General features: G+C 42.8%; 16 protein-coding genes, 1 tRNA gene and 1 CRISPR repeat array. Of the genes, 11 read left to right on the top strand and 6 right to left on the bottom strand.

The window, feature by feature from the left end:
- Positions 1–57 precede the first annotated feature (57 nt).
- Entirely contained in the window at positions 58–465 is a 408-nt protein-coding gene (locus ACYQ4O_RS09810; RefSeq protein ID WP_066592663.1) for a DUF4332 domain-containing protein, read from the bottom strand.
- A gap of 132 nt (positions 466–597) precedes the next feature.
- Between ACYQ4O_RS09810 and ACYQ4O_RS09805 the strand changes: the two genes are divergently transcribed.
- Genes ACYQ4O_RS09805 through ACYQ4O_RS09795 form a run of 3 tightly spaced genes read left to right on the top strand, consistent with a single transcriptional unit; the run spans position 598 to position 2,523 of the window.
- Positions 598–1,500 (top strand): DMT family transporter, encoded by a 903-nt coding sequence (locus ACYQ4O_RS09805; RefSeq protein WP_308513531.1) that lies wholly within the window; start codon positions 598–600, stop codon positions 1,498–1,500.
- Positions 1,501–1,502: 2 nt separating this feature from the next.
- A complete protein-coding gene (locus tag ACYQ4O_RS09800; protein ID WP_302944537.1) occupies positions 1,503–2,204 on the top strand; it encodes an AzlC family ABC transporter permease in 702 nt (233 codons plus the stop codon).
- The gene (locus ACYQ4O_RS09795; protein ID WP_460175483.1) at positions 2,197–2,523 is read left to right on the top strand and encodes a branched-chain amino acid transporter permease; all 327 of its coding nucleotides are present in this window, start codon (positions 2,197–2,199) and stop codon (positions 2,521–2,523) included. The genes ACYQ4O_RS09800 and ACYQ4O_RS09795 overlap by 8 nt, the downstream gene beginning before the upstream one ends.
- Before the next feature lie 48 nt (positions 2,524–2,571).
- Here the strand turns inward: ACYQ4O_RS09795 and pckA are convergent, their stop codons facing one another.
- Entirely contained in the window at positions 2,572–4,188 is a 1,617-nt protein-coding gene (gene pckA / locus ACYQ4O_RS09790) for a phosphoenolpyruvate carboxykinase (ATP) (protein ID WP_460175482.1), read from the bottom strand.
- Between the two features lie 196 nt (positions 4,189–4,384).
- Entirely contained in the window at positions 4,385–4,705 is a 321-nt protein-coding gene (locus tag ACYQ4O_RS09785; protein WP_460175481.1) for a hypothetical protein, read from the bottom strand.
- 127 nt (positions 4,706–4,832) lie between these two features.
- On the opposite strand from ACYQ4O_RS09785, the gene ACYQ4O_RS09780 reads away from it, so the two are divergent.
- On the top strand, positions 4,833–5,261 hold the full coding sequence (locus ACYQ4O_RS09780) for a PaaI family thioesterase (RefSeq protein ID WP_460175480.1): 429 nt from the start codon (positions 4,833–4,835) through the stop codon (positions 5,259–5,261).
- Between the two features lie 391 nt (positions 5,262–5,652).
- Positions 5,653–6,649: a CRISPR direct-repeat array (repeat unit 37 nt; unit sequence GTTTCAATTGTACAAACTTACATCCTTCAACTGAAAC).
- Positions 6,650–6,660: 11 nt separating this feature from the next.
- Here ACYQ4O_RS09780 and ACYQ4O_RS09775 read toward each other — a convergent pair.
- From ACYQ4O_RS09775 to ACYQ4O_RS09765, 3 genes are all read right to left on the bottom strand, one after another.
- On the bottom strand, positions 6,661–7,953 hold the full coding sequence (locus ACYQ4O_RS09775) for a TRAP transporter large permease (protein WP_460175479.1): 1,293 nt from the start codon (positions 7,951–7,953) through the stop codon (positions 6,661–6,663).
- 9 nt (positions 7,954–7,962) lie between these two features.
- Positions 7,963–8,373, bottom strand: coding sequence for a TRAP transporter small permease (locus tag ACYQ4O_RS09770; RefSeq protein WP_303014789.1), 411 nt, complete (start codon positions 8,371–8,373; stop codon positions 7,963–7,965).
- 121 nt (positions 8,374–8,494) lie between these two features.
- Positions 8,495–9,568, bottom strand: a complete 1,074-nt coding sequence (locus tag ACYQ4O_RS09765) for a DctP family TRAP transporter solute-binding subunit (RefSeq protein WP_277037572.1) — start codon at positions 9,566–9,568, stop codon at positions 8,495–8,497.
- Between the two features lie 443 nt (positions 9,569–10,011).
- Between ACYQ4O_RS09765 and ACYQ4O_RS09760 the strand changes: the two genes are divergently transcribed.
- The 7 genes from ACYQ4O_RS09760 to clpP all read left to right on the top strand — a co-directional run bounded on the left by ACYQ4O_RS09760 (position 10,012) and on the right by clpP (position 15,357).
- The gene (locus tag ACYQ4O_RS09760; protein ID WP_308513524.1) at positions 10,012–10,593 is read left to right on the top strand and encodes a phosphoribosyltransferase family protein; all 582 of its coding nucleotides are present in this window, start codon (positions 10,012–10,014) and stop codon (positions 10,591–10,593) included.
- A 13-nt stretch (positions 10,594–10,606) separates the two neighbouring features.
- A complete protein-coding gene (locus tag ACYQ4O_RS09755) occupies positions 10,607–11,299 on the top strand; it encodes a 5'-methylthioadenosine/adenosylhomocysteine nucleosidase (RefSeq protein WP_308513523.1) in 693 nt (230 codons plus the stop codon).
- Between the two features lie 121 nt (positions 11,300–11,420).
- Positions 11,421–12,515 carry a threonine synthase gene (locus ACYQ4O_RS09750; RefSeq protein WP_460175478.1) on the top strand — a complete coding sequence of 365 codons (1,095 nt, stop codon included), beginning with the start codon at positions 11,421–11,423 and terminating at the stop codon, positions 12,513–12,515.
- Positions 12,516–12,641: 126 nt separating this feature from the next.
- Positions 12,642–12,788 carry a hypothetical protein gene (locus ACYQ4O_RS09745; protein WP_157108102.1) on the top strand — a complete coding sequence of 49 codons (147 nt, stop codon included), beginning with the start codon at positions 12,642–12,644 and terminating at the stop codon, positions 12,786–12,788.
- A gap of 51 nt (positions 12,789–12,839) precedes the next feature.
- A tRNA-Gln gene (locus tag ACYQ4O_RS09740) sits at positions 12,840–12,916 on the top strand.
- 335 nt (positions 12,917–13,251) lie between these two features.
- Positions 13,252–14,646, top strand: a complete 1,395-nt coding sequence (gene tig, locus ACYQ4O_RS09735) for a trigger factor (RefSeq protein WP_308513520.1) — start codon at positions 13,252–13,254, stop codon at positions 14,644–14,646.
- Between the two features lie 75 nt (positions 14,647–14,721).
- On the top strand, positions 14,722–15,357 hold the full coding sequence (clpP, locus tag ACYQ4O_RS09730; RefSeq protein ID WP_272894033.1) for an ATP-dependent Clp endopeptidase proteolytic subunit ClpP: 636 nt from the start codon (positions 14,722–14,724) through the stop codon (positions 15,355–15,357).
- Positions 15,358–15,369 lie beyond the last annotated feature (12 nt).

Below are 15,369 nucleotides of genomic sequence, written 5' to 3'. Positions count from 1 at the left end.
AAGAGAAAGTACTGAATAGGAAGGGCCCGAAGTATTCGGGCCCGAAATACTAACACATTAATAAGTGAGAGCCGGTTTTAAAGTTTTAGCTTCTTCAACCCATTTTTCCACATCTTTCAATGTTGGAGAACGTTTTGCGAGATGCTTTTCTTCGTTAATTTCAACAACCTTTTTAGCTAGATTTGCAGGAACACGGTTTTTCAATTCGTTAACTGTGTCTACTCCTGCGCGTTCAAGAATTTCAGCGTACTGAGGTCCAATGCCGTTGATGCGAATTAAATCAGCATGGTTGGCGAACTTTAGGATCAATTTCGGAGAAATCTTTGTTTCCTCTGCTAATTTCTTTCTTAAGGCCGGAGTTGCGGTTTTGGAAAGATATTCCGAGGTAGTAAAAATACCAGCGTCATTGAGTTTTTTTGCATATTCCTCACCGACACCTTCAATATCTAAAACTTTATAATCCATAAACTCACCTTAGAAAAAGAGATGTACATACCTTGGAATATAAAGGGTTTGCAAACTAACTAGGTTCCTAATACCCCAAAATAAGTTCCGTTTTCAAGGTTAAAAACAATAAGATCAAAGTAGTTAAGTATCATGGCTAGTAACAAAGTAGCCCTCGGGATATCATTAGCTCTCGGAGCGGCTGTCAGCTGGGGTGCGATGGGGATCGCTGCCCAATATCTTCTTCACTATTGTCGTTTTGAAGCAATCGATCTAGTTTCTATCCGTCTCGTGTCGGCCGGAATTCTTTTGCTGCTTATCTACCGAATTCTAGGCGGTACAGACGTCATGTCTCCGTTCTCTTCTCGGTGGGCATTTACGCAAGTGGCTATTGCAGGCGTTACTATCCTTGGTTCCCAACTGACATTTATGCTGTCTATCAAAGCTGCAGATGCGGCGCTGGCAACTATTTTATTTACCGTCATTCCTTTGATGTGCGCCGGTTATTACTGCGTTGTGGACAAAAAGTTCCCTTCTCCGGCAACTTGTCTTTGTTTTGTCCTAGCCTCAGCCGGCGTTGCTTTGGTCGTGACGGACGGAGACTTCAGCAAGCTGAACTTCTCTGTTGTGGGGTTGCTATGGGGACTGTGTTCCAGTGCTTTATGCGCTTTGTACTCCATTCAGCCTCAGAAAGTTATAAAGAAATTAGGAGTATGCCCGGTTGTCGGATGGGCCATGATAATCGGAGGACTTGTTGCTTGCTGCTTTAATCCTCCTTGGACGCTTCAGGTTGACTGGAATCTTAATTCGATTGCGGCTTTCACTTTTATTGTAACGATCGGAACCGTTTTATCTTTCTGGTGCTATCTTTCCAGTGTCAAATATCTTTCAGCAGTTTTAGTCAGTCTGATTGGGTGCATGGAACCAGTTACGGCTTACATCCTGTCTATCATGTTCTATGGAAAATCCGTTGGTCTTTATGAACTGTTAGGAATTCTTTTTGTATTTGCAAATGTAATGATCATTTCTGTTCAGTCAGAGGAGAAAAAGAACTAAAAATGGAAGAAAATTCCCGGTCACAAGCAATTAAGTGGGCCCTAAAAACTTCTGTCCCCGTGTTTATGGGATATATCCCATTAGGCGTTGTTTTTGGATTTTTGTTTGTTCAGGCAGGTGCTGAGTGGTGGCTTGCCCCACTTGCTTCAATCATGATTTATGGAGGAGCAGTTCAGTACATGATGATTCCGATGCTGGCGGAAGGGCTTCCGATTTCCGCCATCGCTTTTGCTACTTTTGTTGTTAATCTCCGCCATGTCTTTTATGGTCTCTCACTGATAGATACCGTTCCGAAAAAAGGTCCGGCTAAGTGGTTTTTGTCTTTTCTGCTGACCGACGAGACATACTCTTTATTAACTACTCTTCCAAAATCGGTTCCTCTAAGCAACCGACTCTTTTTAGCTTTCTTTAATTATCTTTGGTGGATTCTTGGAAGTCTGATTGGCGCTCTTTTAGGGCTAGGGATCAAAGTTAATTTAGGCGGTTTTGATTTTGTGCTGACAAGTTTGTTTGCGATGCTCTTATGTGAGCAATGGAGACAAAGAGACTCTTCGTGGCCGGTCTGGATAGCATTGGCTTCTTATGGAGCAGCCAGATTAATCAGCGTTGAACATTGTCTGGCTTTGGCTATCGCGTTCTCCAGCATTGGAGCATTACTGCTGATGCTGCCGCGCAGAAAGATGAAGGAGAAGATTTATGAATGATTACGGTTATCTTTTTGCGACGTTTTTCGCAATGATGGTTATTAGTTTTGGGGAGAGGGCGCTGCCTTTTGCGGCCGGAGAATGGCTGCAAAAACAGAAGTGGGCAATTGTGCTGGGGAAGTTCTTGCCGCTGGCTATCATGTTTTTGCTGGTTCTTCACTCTTCGACAGGAGCGGCATTATCTCACGGGGGATTGCCGATTCCCGAGTTGGCAGCGATTGTTGCAACTTTAGTACTTCAGTGGTTCTGGAAAAATGCGTTGCTTTCTATTTTTACCGGAACTTTAGTTTACGTTGTCCTGTTTAACTCTATGTTTTAATTGTGAAAAACCCGGATGGTTCCGGGTTTTTCTGCTCAGTCAATTCAGCTAAATGTGAGGGCCTGATTTCTCCAGCTTCTTGCATTTCTCATTTGTTGCCGCAAATTTGGCAAAGTTAGCAATGAATTTAGAAGCGAGTTCCTTAGCTTTTTCGTCCCAAACTGCAGGGTTCTTGTAAGAGCTCCTTGGGTCCAAAACGTCTTTTGTCACTCCAAAGACTTCAGTTGAATATCTCAAATTGAAGAAGGGAATAACAGCAGTCGGTTCTTTCAAAATGGACTGATTCAGAATTGCGTCAATAATTGCTCTTGTTTCTTTAATGGAAATACGCTTTCCCGTTCCGTTCCATCCGGTATTGACGAGGTAGAACTTGGCGTTGCTTTTCTCTGCTTTTTTTACCAGCTCTTGGGCATACTTGAAAGGATGAAGAGTTAAGAAAGCTGCTCCGAAGCAGGCAGAAAATGTCGGCTTCGGTTCTGTAATTCCTCTTTCTGTTCCAGCTAATTTGGAGGTGTAGCCGGATAAGAAATAGTACATCGCTTGATCTGAATCAAGAATGGATACCGGAGGAAGGACTCCGAAAGCATCGGCCGTCAAGAAGATAATGTCTTTAGCGTGCGGACCTTTTGAAATTGGTTCGACGGTATTTTCAATGTGGTAAATCGGATAGGAGACGCGAGTATTTTCAGTAGCTGAAGAATCAGAAAAATCTATCTTTCCGTTTTCGTCGACGATGACATTTTCTAGCAGAGCGTCTCTGCGGATTGCTTTGTAAATGTCCGGTTCGCTTTCTGCATCGAGATTAATTACTTTCGCGTAGCAGCCTCCCTCGTAATTAAAGACACCTTCATCGTCCCAGCCGTGTTCGTCGTCTCCAATGAGAAGGCGTTTCGGATCAGCGGACAGAGTTGTTTTACCTGTGCCGGATAAACCGAAAAAGATGGCAGTTTCTTTGAGCGATTTATCGGTATTTGCGGAGCAGTGCATAGAGGCAATTCCACGCAATGGATTTAAGTAATTCATTACGGAGAACATACCTTTTTTCATTTCGCCGCCGTACCAAGTATTTAAAATCACTTGGATTTTCTTTTTGAGATTGAAAGCAATAGCAGTCTCGCTGTGTAAGCCGAGTTCTTTGTAATTTGCTACTTTGGATTTGCTGGCAGTTAAAACTACAAAGTCAGGTTCTCCGAATTCTGCTAATTCTTCAGGTGTGGGACGAATGAACATATTGGTGACGAAGTGGGCTTGCCAAGCCACTTCCATGACAAACCTAACTTTCAAACGTGTATGTTTGTTGGCTCCGCAGAAGGCATCAACGACGTAAAGTTTTTTGCCTGAAAGTTCTTTGACAGCTTGTTTTTCTAATTCTTCCCAAGTTTCCGGAGTGATAGGCTTATTGTCGTTGGGATATTCCGGAGTATTCCACCAAACCGTTTCTTCCGTTACTTCATCTTTGACAATGTACTTGTCTTTGGGAGAGCGGCCCGTGTAAACGCCGGTCATTACATTGAGAGCACCTAACTCAGTTTTGAAGGCTTTTTCGTAGCCGTTTAGTTCAGGATGAGTTTCTTCTTCGTAAAGTTTGTCGAAGGATGGGTTGAAAATGATTTCTTTAACGTTGGTAATCCCATAGCGGGAAAGGTCAATATTTTTATTATTCATCTTAGCCTTCTTACTTTCTTGTACCTTTTAGAGGCTCAAGGACGTGATTGTGTTACAAAATTTAACTGTTTAAGGTTACTACTTTTTGCATTCCATGAAAAGAAAAATTTTGAATGAGAATTAGTAGCAAGATTGAACAAGTTTTAAAAAAAATCCGATGACGGCTCTCGCTGCACCGGACAAAAAGGTAGGAGGATTATTTAACTGTTGATTTATCGCTGGAGAATTTGAATTCTTTTAGATCGGACTTCAAATTGGAGGCATCGTTTTTGAGATTCTCTTTGTTTTGCTGAAGAGATTGAAGATCTAGCGATTTTGCATTGTCTTTCAAAGAAGCGGCATGTTCCTTTGCGCTTTGGTAATCGGAGACGAAACCATTGGGACCGTCCTGAGGAAGCACTGTTTCAGCAGCAGGTACAGAATTGCTCGGTGTTGGAACTTCGAGCTTATCAGCTGCTTGTGCACCGAGAGCGGAAAGTCCTAAGATTAAAAACGAGATCACTAAAATCTTTTTCATGTTGTCTCTCCTATAAATAGAAACAAACTAATGATATAAGGGTTTTATCCTATTTTAAAAATAAATTTTGTAAAGAATGTAAGTGTAAATTAATGCCTTCATTCAACAAATCTATAAAGAGCTAAGAATGCAGGCTAAGTACTCGGATAAATATTCTCTCGAACATTCTATGATTGGCTATTTGGGCATTGAGCTCATCAGTGAGGAAGAAGGGCTTGTAAAGGCCAAGATGCCGGTCAATGAAAAGACTTCTCAACCTTTCGGTGTTTTGTGCGGGGGCGCATCCTTAGCTTTTGCCGAAATTATTGCCGGGTACGGTTCTTTTCTCTATTGCGGTGAAAATGAGATACCGGTTGGGTCATCTGTTTCAGGAAATCATATTTCTTCCGTTAAGACCGGAGATGACGTGTGGGTCTATGCTGTTGCAAAGTGTTTGCATCATGGACGCCGAACACACATCTGGAATGTAGACATCTTTAATAAAGATGAAAAATTGATCAGTACTGTCAGAGTCACCAATTTCATTGTTGAAGATAAGTTGAAGAGCTGGAAATAAGAAGGAGCTTTCCTAGCTATTTCGGGAAAGGAGACTCAAAACACTGGGTGGTGAAAAACTCTTGTGAATTGTCTTCTGGCGATTCTTTCTTATTGTTAGGAAAGATGTCAAACGGAAGCTTAGCTTCTGGTCTATCTCATTCTTGGGCAGAAAAAAGATTTATTTTTTCTGAAATCGACAAGTTTGAGTATTTTTCAATTAAAAACCAAAACTAACTCGGCGGGAGCTCCTGATTGATAGGGAGGGGATTTTATAGTTTAAAGGTAATATAGGGAGGGTGAATATAAAATTTTTCGAAAAATTCGGCACTTTTCGTGCAGTTTGAAGTGTTTCGAAGAAATCCTCAGCTAACACAAAATAAAATTTATAAATTTCATAGCATTAGCTGAGGGTTTCAATTGTACAAACTTACATCCTTCAACTGAAACAGGGATGTAGTTTTGCTGTAAACGGAATAAGAGCGTTTCAATTGTACAAACTTACATCCTTCAACTGAAACAAGTTGATGACGTTACGGCCGTTCCCGCTGTCGTATCGTTTCAATTGTACAAACTTACATCCTTCAACTGAAACATCGCTATTAGTTACTTGTTAGTTTCTAGAACGGGAGTTTCAATTGTACAAACTTACATCCTTCAACTGAAACGTAGCGCCTCCTGCGATAGTTGTCAGGGTTTTAAAAGTTTCAATTGTACAAACTTACATCCTTCAACTGAAACACGCATAAGCAAGTGCTGAAGATACGCCGTCTTTTTTTTCAATTGTACAAACTTACATCCTTCAACTGAAACGTTCGATTTCAGAGTTGTATTTTGCGCGGATCTCTGTTTCAATTATACAAACTTACATCCTTCAACTGAAACAACATTAGGAGACCTAAAAAAGTGCGTTAAAGCCTTTCAATTGTACAAACTTACATCCTTCAACTGAAACACTTCCATATTGTTGACAATCTCGCTATCCGTTCTGTTTCAATTGTACAAACTTACATCCTTCAACTGAAACAGAGGAAATTTAACTAAAGATGACTTTGATGTCAGTTTCAATTGTACAAACTTACATCCTTCAACTGAAACGAAGTTCCAGAGACATTTTCACTGAAACCATTTTTCGTTTCAATTGTACAAACTTACATCCTTCAACTGAAACTCGATGGAGTTCGTCCGGAGGAAGTCGCAAACATGGTTTCAATTGTACAAACTTACATCCTTTAACTGAAACACGAGAACTGCCCCCAAAATCATCAGAGACAAGTTGTTTCAATTGTACAAACTTACATCCTTCAACTGAAACTGAGGTGTCTCACTCAAAAGCGCTGTCGGAGGCCCTGAGTTCCCGGGGCGTAGTTTTCGTCTCAACAGTAAAAAACTACATTCTTCAACTGAAACTTTAACAACGTTTATAAGCCCCAAAGTACTGGCAAGAATGTACTGAACCAGGGTACGTAAATGATCAGTATCAAAGCTAAAACCGCAGCTATCAACAGCGGAATTACCGCAGGCGTAATTTCTTCCATCGTTAGTCCGCTGATCTGAGCTCCCACGTATAAGTTAACCGCCACGGGAGGAGTAATCTGGCCGATGGCCAAGTTAACCGTCATCATTACGCCGAACCATACAACGTCCCAGCCGAAGTGTCTGATCAATGGGAGTAGGAAGGGCAATAAGACGTAGTAAATAGAAATCGCATCTAAAAGCATGCCTGCAAGTAACAGGATGACGTTGATAAGCGCAAGGAGAACCCAAGGATTATCAGACAACGCTAATAAGAATTCGGCGCCTTTTTCTACTAAGCCAACAGTACTTGCAACCCACGCAAAAAGCCCCGCACAGGTCACAACAAACATAATAACGGCGGTCGCTTTGACAGACTCAACTAGAACTTCTAATAAAATTTCAAAAGAATTGAATGTCCTATAAATAAAGACACCAACAAAAAGACCATAGAAAATAGCCACAGCAGCCGCTTCGGTTGGAGTAAAAATACCGCCGTAAATGCCGCCCAAAATCACAACTGGAGTCATGACGCCCCAGAAGGCGTCTTTGAACGCTTTCCAAATAGGTACCGAACGAGGAAGACCTCTGTAGCCGCGTTTTTTAGAAATGAGGTAAACGCAAATCATCAAGCAGCCGGCCACAAGAAGACCGGGAATGATACCCGCGGCAAATAGAGCCGGAACGGAGGCATCGGCAATTCCCCCGTAAACGATAAACGCGATGCTTGGAGGAATAACAATAGCCAACCCGGAGGTCACCGACACATTGGCGGCTGCAAAAGGTTTGTCATAACCGCTTTTAACCATCGCCGGAATCAAAATTAATCCCAATGCAGCTACCGTTGCGGGGCCCGATCCGCTGACTGCACCCCAGAAGGTTGCTACGGCAACGGTTGCAATGGCCAATCCGCCGGTCATATCTCCGACAATGGTCTCGACTAAGGTGACGATGCGGGCTGCAATACCGGCTCTCTCCATGATGAAGCCGGCAAGAATAAAGAAAGGAATTGCGAGGAGAGGTACTTTTGCCACGCCGGCAAAAAAGTTGTAGGGCAGCATATCGATGCCCATGTCATACATCCAGGCAACAATTGAAGCACTAAGTCCTAGACAGATCGCAATAGGGACACGCAGAGCAAGAGGGATAACAAAGAGAAGAAGTAGAACCAGTGCCGGATCTTGAAAGAGTTCTGTCATTTCTGCCTCCTACACCAGTCCAGACTTAAAGTCACTGATGACTTTCTGGATAATGCGCACAATGATTAAAAGGGAAAATAAAGGAGTGGCCATGGTGTAAAGCCAGACCGGAATGTCCAAAGACTCACTGGAAACATTCAGAGAAAACTCATCCCAGACTTCAATGGAGCCGAGATAAACAAGAGCAGCAAAAAAAGCAATGCTGCAGACAACACCAAAGATGTACATCCCTTTTCTTAAAGCAAGCGGACAGGCGTTATAAAGTAGGTTCATGCAGAAGTTGCTTCCTTCTCTGAATGCTCTGGCGGTTCCAAGAAGGACAATCCAGACAAAGAAGTTGACTGTCAACTCTTCGGAGGCGGAGAAAGAGAAGTTTGTGCAGTACCTGACAATGACATTGATAAAGGATATGCAAGCCATTAGCCCTAAGAGAAAGGCTCCCAGTATTTCTTCAAACCGGGAATTTAAAAAATTCAGCATCTTTTTACTTCTATTTTGAAACGGGCGGCTTTTGCCGCCCGTTAACTACTCAATGGTTCAATTACTGAGCGGCTTTCATGTCTGCTTCAGCTGCTTTAACGAGTTCAGGACCAATCTTCTTCGTCCAGTTGTCGCGGACTTGCTGAGTTGCTTTGTAGAAGGCTTGAATTTGTTCGGGAGTGAAGCTTGTTACTTCCATACCATTCTTCTTCAATTCAGCATTAGGATCGCTAACGGCAGGAACCTTACCGATCTTCTGCAAGTAAGCTAAGGCTTCGCCATTGTCAAAGCCTAGGCGGGAGAGGGCTTTGCCGTAAAGTTCTGCTTCAGCTGCGCATTCAAGAATGATTTTTTGGTCTTCTTTGGAGAAACCGTCCCAAACTTTCTTGTTTGCTGTCAAGAAGAGTGGGTCAATCATGTAATGCCAATCGGTCATGTGCTTGTGCCATGTCCACATCTTCATTGGAATGTTGATGCCGTTGGTCGGATTTTCTTGACCGTCAACAATGCCTTGTTGGAAACCGGTAACGGCTTCAGACCAGTTAATAGCCTGGGGATTGGCGCCTAAAGCTGTGAAAATATCAATGAAGATCGGGGTGCCGCAAACGCGAAGCTTCATGCCCTTCATATCTTCAGGTTTGTTGATTGGACCCTTGCTGGTTGTCAGTTCGCGGAAACCGTTTTCGGACCAACCGATGAATTTAACGCCTGTTTTTTCAATAGCGTCTTGAAGCATCTTGCCCGACTTTCCGGCTTCGATGGCATCCATAGCTTTGTAACGGTTAGGATTGTTGGCTACAAAGAAAGGAAGTGCAGTCAAGTTAAGTTCTTTGATCTGCGGGGACCAGTTAATTGTGGAGGCAAGAGCAAAGTCGATGGCGCCGCGGCGAACCAAGAGAAGCTCGGATGTTTGTTTGCCTGCCATAAGCTGAGCGCCGAAATAAGGCTTAATGTTGACTCTTCCGTCGGTTTTGTTTCTTACGCAGTCAGCAAAGAAAGTTGCTGTTTGGCCCCAGCCGGAAGTGGCTCCCGGAACAACGCTTAATTTGTATTCTGCTTTATATGCAGCGGATACGGCTGTCATTAACCCTGCACAGGCGAGGGTAAAAAGCGCTTTGCCGAACAAGTGCTTCATGTTGAATCTCCTATTTGTGTGGATTGAGTTTTTAAAAATTAGAGGCAATACAAAGCCGCTAGTCTTTCTTAGTTTTTATAACTTCACGGCTTATGGCTTCCATCTTGGACAATGGATGTGCAGTTAGGAAAAGGAAGCTTTGTGGGTTCCTGTTCCATTGTCAATATGTTAACAATAATTTCTGCGGTTCTTCAAAATTGAGCTCACTGAAAAGCAGTAATAGATGGAAATTACTTAGGTGGGAGTTGGCCTGAGGGATTTTTCGGAAAAAGAAAGTTCCGTTCCTCTAAGTTTTTTATAAGTAAATATGATTTCTTTGGACTCATTAATGGGCAGACTTCTTCTCTATTTCCCCCACTTGATCCAATAATGCCTAATCCTGCTTGAGTGCCTGAGCGCCTATTTGGTTTTTAGGCTATTTTTGAAGTAGGATTAACCCATATTTGGTTGAATTTATCGGTGTGATGGTGAAAACATACAAGATTAATATTGCAGGCATGGAAAGAGCATTGCCTCTTTGCGCAATTAATGATGATCTTTACATTGGAGCTTTTATCATTGTTGGAGACCCTTCGCTTTCTGAGCATTGCGCCCGAGAGCTTCTTAAGATCGCTCCTGAATTTGATTACGTTCTTACTGCAGAGACCAAAGGTATCCCTTTAGTCCATGAAATGGCAAGACAAAGGGGAGATGCTAAATATATCGTCGCCAGAAAGAGTAAGAAACTCTACATGGTTGATCCTTTCTTTGTTGAAGTTCAGTCTATTACCACAGCCGCTCGGCAAAGGCTCTATTTAGATCAGCTCGATGTCGAAACCATGAAGGGGAAGAAAGTATTAATCGTTGACGACGTTATTTCAACCGGGAAATCTTTGGAGGCATTGGAAGAGCTGGCTGAAAGATGCGGAGCTAACGTTGTTGGAAAGATGGCTATTCTTGCTGAAGGGGAAGCGGCTGATCGCGACGATATCCTTTTCTTAGAAAAATTGCCTCTTTTCAATGCAGAAGGCGAACCGATTTCTTAATTAAGGAAAAGCAATGATTGGCATTATTGGAGCAATGAAAGTTGAGGTTGAAGGCCTCAAAAAAGAATTGAAAGATCTGAAGGTAACCACTATCAGCGGCATCGAGTTCAACCAAGGAATTTTGAACGGAACTCCTGTTGTTATCGCTGAGTGCGGCATCGGGAAAGTCTTTGCAGCTATCTGTGCACAGACAATGATTTTGAAGTTCGGCGTGGACAAAATTATTAATACCGGTGTGGCCGGAGCTCTTTCTCCTGACTTAGAGGTTGGAGACATGGTTGTTGCTACCGCAGTATGCCAGCATGATATGGATACTTCCGGCTTAGGGGATCCTATCGGAATGGTTTCGGGCCTCAATCAGATTTTCTTTGAAACCGATAAAGCTCTTCAAGAGCTTGCTCTTGAAAGTGCCAGAGATAAGGACTTCAAGTGCGTAACCGGAGTTATTGCGACCGGCGATCAGTTTATGAAAGATACCGTCAAGGGAGAATTAATTGCAGCTACCTTTAAAGCAGTTGCCGTAGAAATGGAAGGCGGTGCCATCGGCCAAGTCTGCGCGGTAAATAAGATTCCATTCTTAGTTATTAGAGTAATGTCTGACTGCGCCGACGACGGAGCGAACGTAGATTTCGCAGTATTCCTGGATGGAGCGGCTAAAGAATCTATGGAAGTTGTCAAAGGAATAGCTGAAAGCTACGCATCATAATTTCGTTTTTTCAACGTAAAGAGCTCGCATATCGCGGGCTTTTTTTGTTAGAGCAACGCGATAACGGCGTGTCCAAAGATTATTATTCCTGTATCTCAACTCAGCTCTCAAGGATTTTTTTATGAATTTCATTTGCAGCAAATGTGGGAAATTAACGCCGACACATACTCCTCAAGCTTCATGCTCTTGCGGCGGATTGTTTTCTCTTCCTAATGAGTTTCCCAAATTTGAAGAAAAGCTAATCGATAAAAATGAATGGAGCCTTTTCCGCTATCGGGCTTTTATGAACATCGAAGGGGAGAGCTGGCGCGATGTCACGATGGGAGAGGGCAGAACCCCGATCATCTCTTTTGACAAGGATGTCATGGTCAAGATGGATTACATGATGCCGACTCTTTCTTTTAAAGATAGAGGCGCAGCCGCACTGGTTGCTCATATGAAAGAAATCGGTGTCAAAAAGTGCGTCCAGGATTCCAGCGGAAATGCAGGTGTGGCTGTAGCTGCTTATTGCGCAAGAGTAGGCATCGATTGCGAAATTTATGTGCCGGAAGGAACAAGTCCAAAAAAAATTTCTATGATTGAGGCATTCGGAGCTAAAGCGGTCGTTGTACCCGGAACCCGAGATCATTGTGCGGATGTATGCAGAGCAAAAGTCGTTACTGAAGGAGCCTATTACGCCAACCACGTTTTTAATCCATTCTTCTATGAGGGAACAAAAACTTATATCTACGAGACCTATGAGCAGTTGAAACGTATTCCGGAAAATATTTTTATTGAATTAGGAAACGGAACATTGTTTATCGGAGCTGTGTTGGCTTTAGAACATCTTTTGGCTTCGGATGTTATATCTCATTTCCCGCAGGTTATTGCTATCCAAGCAAGCGGTTGTGCACCTTTCTTTGAAACTATTGAAAAACAATTAGATCATCTCGCCGAAATTACTCCTGTCCCCACTTTGGCCGAGGGAATTGCGATTGGCAAGCCAGCAAGAGCCGAGGAGATCATGGACATGATTAAACGCCATGACATTCGTGTTGTGACGGCACCGGAAGAAGAAATTCTTCCCTCTCGCCGCAAACTTGCTGCTAGAGGCATTTACGCCGAGCATACAACGGCTGCAGCTCTGGCCGCCTATGAACAATATTGCAAAATTTATGGGCACACTCCGGACTCTCTACTGTCAATGTGCGGAGCAGGTATTAAAAGCGACCATTAAAAGCCGATTTATGGAATCTATTTGAGCAATTGAAAAGACCAATATAAGAAATCGTTGCAATCTTCTAAGTGGAAATACTAAGTGGATGTTGGTAAAATCCCTATAGAGAAACTTTGGGGGTAGATTATGAGATATCCGAAAGAGTATCAAGCTCAAGAAAGAATTGAAGCTAGAAAAGATTTACAACTTATTGAAAAAATGATGAAAGTTAATTTTGCATTCTTATGTGCAGGATTTATTCTCATGCAGGTCATCGGTCTTTTGATAAATTAAAAGACGATTTGCAATTTTTTTTAGAGTTGTGTAATATCACGCTTCACTTGCAGGGGAATCGCCAAGCTGGTTAAGGCACCGGATTCTGATTCCGGCATTCGAGGGTTCGAATCCTTCTTCCCCTGCCAGCCTCTTTCAAATCATCGGCTTCAAAATACGAAGCAAAGTTCTAAAGCATATTTTTTGTTCCAAAGACGTTCACGGATGTTTTTCCAATCTTTTTCTGCTTTCTAGCAGGTTTTGCGTTGTCTAACTTCGTACTTTTCAACACTTAAAGAAAAACAAGAAAAGATTCTTAACATTGATAGAAAGTTTTTAAGCAACAAAATTGTGTAATTCAAGGAAGTCGTTATAATTAACCGTTTACTAAATGGCCTAGTGATTTTTAGGCCTCTTTATTGATACTAAAGAATATTTTTATTTGGACGGCTCGGCTCTTCCGGGTCGAGAGGAAAAACAGAAAATGACAGAAACAAAAGATCAAGTTGAAGCAGCTCCAGCCGCTGAAGAAGTAAAAGCTGAAACCGCAGTTGCTGAACCTGCCAAAGAAGAAGCAGTTAAAGTTGAACCGAATCCGCTTGAAAGAAAGGTTGAAGTCTCCGTTTCTCGCGCTGACATCGAAAAAGAAGTTCAGAAGCGCTTGAAGCAGTATGCCAAGAAGGCAAAATTCCATGGTTTCCGTCCAGGCAAAGCTCCGATGAGCATGGTTGCCGCCACTTATGGTTTCGAAGCTGAACAAGAAGCTATCAACCAGTTGGCTGTTGATGCAGCTTCTAAAGCTTTGCAGGAAGGCAAGTTTGAAATTGTCGGCCAGCCCTCTATCTATCCGGCTGAAAAGCAGGACGAAGAAGGCCTTGTTAAGTTCGAAGTTGCTTTCGAAGTTTTCCCGGAAGTTAAAGTGCCTGACCTCAAAGGTGTTAAGGTTACTGAATACGAATGCGCTCTTACTGAAGAAGATGTAAACAAGACATTGGACGTAATGCGCAAACAGCGTACAACTTACTCCAAAGTTGAAAGACCGGCTCAAGATAACGACTTGGTTACAGTTGACTTCGAAGGCAAACTTAACGGTGAAGTTTTCAAAGGCGGTAAGGCTGACAACTACAAGTTCGTTCTCGGCGCAGGTCAGATGCTCCCGGCTTTTGAAGATGCTATCAAGGGCATGGCTATCGGAGAAGAAAAGACTTTCCCGCTCACATTCCCTGCAGAATATCCTTCTCAGGAATTGGCCGGAAAAGAAGTTTCCTTCACGGTCAAACTCACTGGAGTTGAAGAGCCTCATCTTCCAGAATTGAATGATGAATTTGCTGCTTCTTTGGGTATCACTGAAGGCGGTGTTGCTCAGTTGACAGCTGATGTTAAAGAAAACCTTGAACGCGAACTCAAGAACAGATTGACCAACAAGACAAAACAGAGCGTTATGGATGCTCTCTTGAAGGCCACTGAATTCCCTGTTCCTCACGCTTTGGTTGAAGAAGAACGTTTGAAGATGGTTGAAGCTCAGAAAGAAATGCTCAAGGCTCGCGGCCTGACTCTTCCTGACACTGTTTTCGCCAACAAGGAATTGATGCTTGATGCAGCTACTAACCGTGTTCGTTTAGGTCTCCTGATTCAGGAAATCATCAAGGCAGAAGACATTAAGGCTACTCCGGAAGAAGTTAAAGCATTGGCTACAGATATCTCCAAGAGCTTCGAAGATCCGGAAGAAGTTATCAACTGGTACTTGAATGACCCACAGCGCAAGTCCGAATTAATCGGTGTTGTTCTTGAAAACAATGTCGTAAATTGGGCATTGAAGAATGCTGATACTCAGAAAGAAACTGTTAAATTCGAAGATTTGATGGCTGCACAGGCTTAATTCAAATTCTTGATTTAGGTTTTTAATTGGGCGGGGGCTGCGAAGTCATCGCCCATTTGTCTTTAGGAATAAAACATGCAAGATAAGATTTTCACTCCTCCTACTATGAACAATTTGATCCCAATGGTAATCGAGCAGAGCGGAAGAGGTGAACGCTCCTTCGACATCTATTCCAGACTGTTGAGAGATCGTGTGATTTTTCTTGTTGGACCTGTGACTGAACAGAGTGCTAATTTGGTCGTTGCTCAGCTTCTTTTCTTAGAAAGCGAAAATCCTGATAAAGACATCTCTCTGTATATTGACTCTCCGGGAGGGAGCGTCTACGCCGGTTTATCTATTTACGACACTATGCAGTTTATTAAGCCTGATGTTTCAACAATCTGCTTAGGTATGGCCGCCTCAATGGGCGCTTTCTTGTTGGCTTCAGGAGCCGCAGGTAAGCGTTATGCTCTTCCTAACTCCAGAATTATGATTCATCAGCCTTCCGGCGGTTCTCAAGGTACCGCAGCTGATATCGAGATTCAGGCCAAAGAAATTTTGGAATTGAGAAGCCGCTTAAACGGAATCCTTGCTTCTCATACAGGTCAGACCATCGAAAAGATTGCTAAAGACACCGAGAGAGATAATTTTATGAGCAGCTTGGAAGCTAAAGAGTACGGCATTATTGACCGTGTATTTACAAAACGTTCAGAAATCCAGGCTAAGGCTTAATTCCGGGGTGAG

This window comes from Turicimonas sp. TL08 (genome assembly GCF_054660695.1).
Note: the sequence above shows the minus strand (reverse complement) of the source record. Positions and strands in the feature narration are given on the sequence as shown.

What these genes read in the sequence shown, in the direction of transcription:
- ACYQ4O_RS09810 (WP_066592663.1), bottom strand. Translation starts at nt 465, where the DNA reads ATGGATTATAAAGTTTTAGATATTGAAGGTGTCGGTGAGGAATATGCA.
- ACYQ4O_RS09805 (WP_308513531.1), top strand. Translation starts at nt 598, where the DNA reads ATGGCTAGTAACAAAGTAGCCCTCGGGATATCATTAGCTCTCGGAGCG.
- ACYQ4O_RS09800 (WP_302944537.1), top strand. Translation starts at nt 1,503, where the DNA reads ATGGAAGAAAATTCCCGGTCACAAGCAATTAAGTGGGCCCTAAAAACT.
- ACYQ4O_RS09795 (WP_460175483.1), top strand. Translation starts at nt 2,197, where the DNA reads ATGAATGATTACGGTTATCTTTTTGCGACGTTTTTCGCAATGATGGTT.
- pckA (WP_460175482.1), bottom strand. Translation starts at nt 4,188, where the DNA reads ATGAATAATAAAAATATTGACCTTTCCCGCTATGGGATTACCAACGTT.
- ACYQ4O_RS09785 (WP_460175481.1), bottom strand. Translation starts at nt 4,705, where the DNA reads ATGAAAAAGATTTTAGTGATCTCGTTTTTAATCTTAGGACTTTCCGCT.
- ACYQ4O_RS09780 (WP_460175480.1), top strand. Translation starts at nt 4,833, where the DNA reads ATGCAGGCTAAGTACTCGGATAAATATTCTCTCGAACATTCTATGATT.
- ACYQ4O_RS09775 (WP_460175479.1), bottom strand. Translation starts at nt 7,953, where the DNA reads ATGACAGAACTCTTTCAAGATCCGGCACTGGTTCTACTTCTTCTCTTT.
- ACYQ4O_RS09770 (WP_303014789.1), bottom strand. Translation starts at nt 8,373, where the DNA reads ATGGCTTGCATATCCTTTATCAATGTCATTGTCAGGTACTGCACAAAC.
- ACYQ4O_RS09765 (WP_277037572.1), bottom strand. Translation starts at nt 9,568, where the DNA reads ATGAAGCACTTGTTCGGCAAAGCGCTTTTTACCCTCGCCTGTGCAGGG.
- ACYQ4O_RS09755 (WP_308513523.1), top strand. Translation starts at nt 10,607, where the DNA reads ATGATTGGCATTATTGGAGCAATGAAAGTTGAGGTTGAAGGCCTCAAA.
- ACYQ4O_RS09750 (WP_460175478.1), top strand. Translation starts at nt 11,421, where the DNA reads ATGAATTTCATTTGCAGCAAATGTGGGAAATTAACGCCGACACATACT.
- ACYQ4O_RS09745 (WP_157108102.1), top strand. Translation starts at nt 12,642, where the DNA reads ATGAGATATCCGAAAGAGTATCAAGCTCAAGAAAGAATTGAAGCTAGA.
- tig (WP_308513520.1), top strand. Translation starts at nt 13,252, where the DNA reads ATGACAGAAACAAAAGATCAAGTTGAAGCAGCTCCAGCCGCTGAAGAA.
- clpP (WP_272894033.1), top strand. Translation starts at nt 14,722, where the DNA reads ATGCAAGATAAGATTTTCACTCCTCCTACTATGAACAATTTGATCCCA.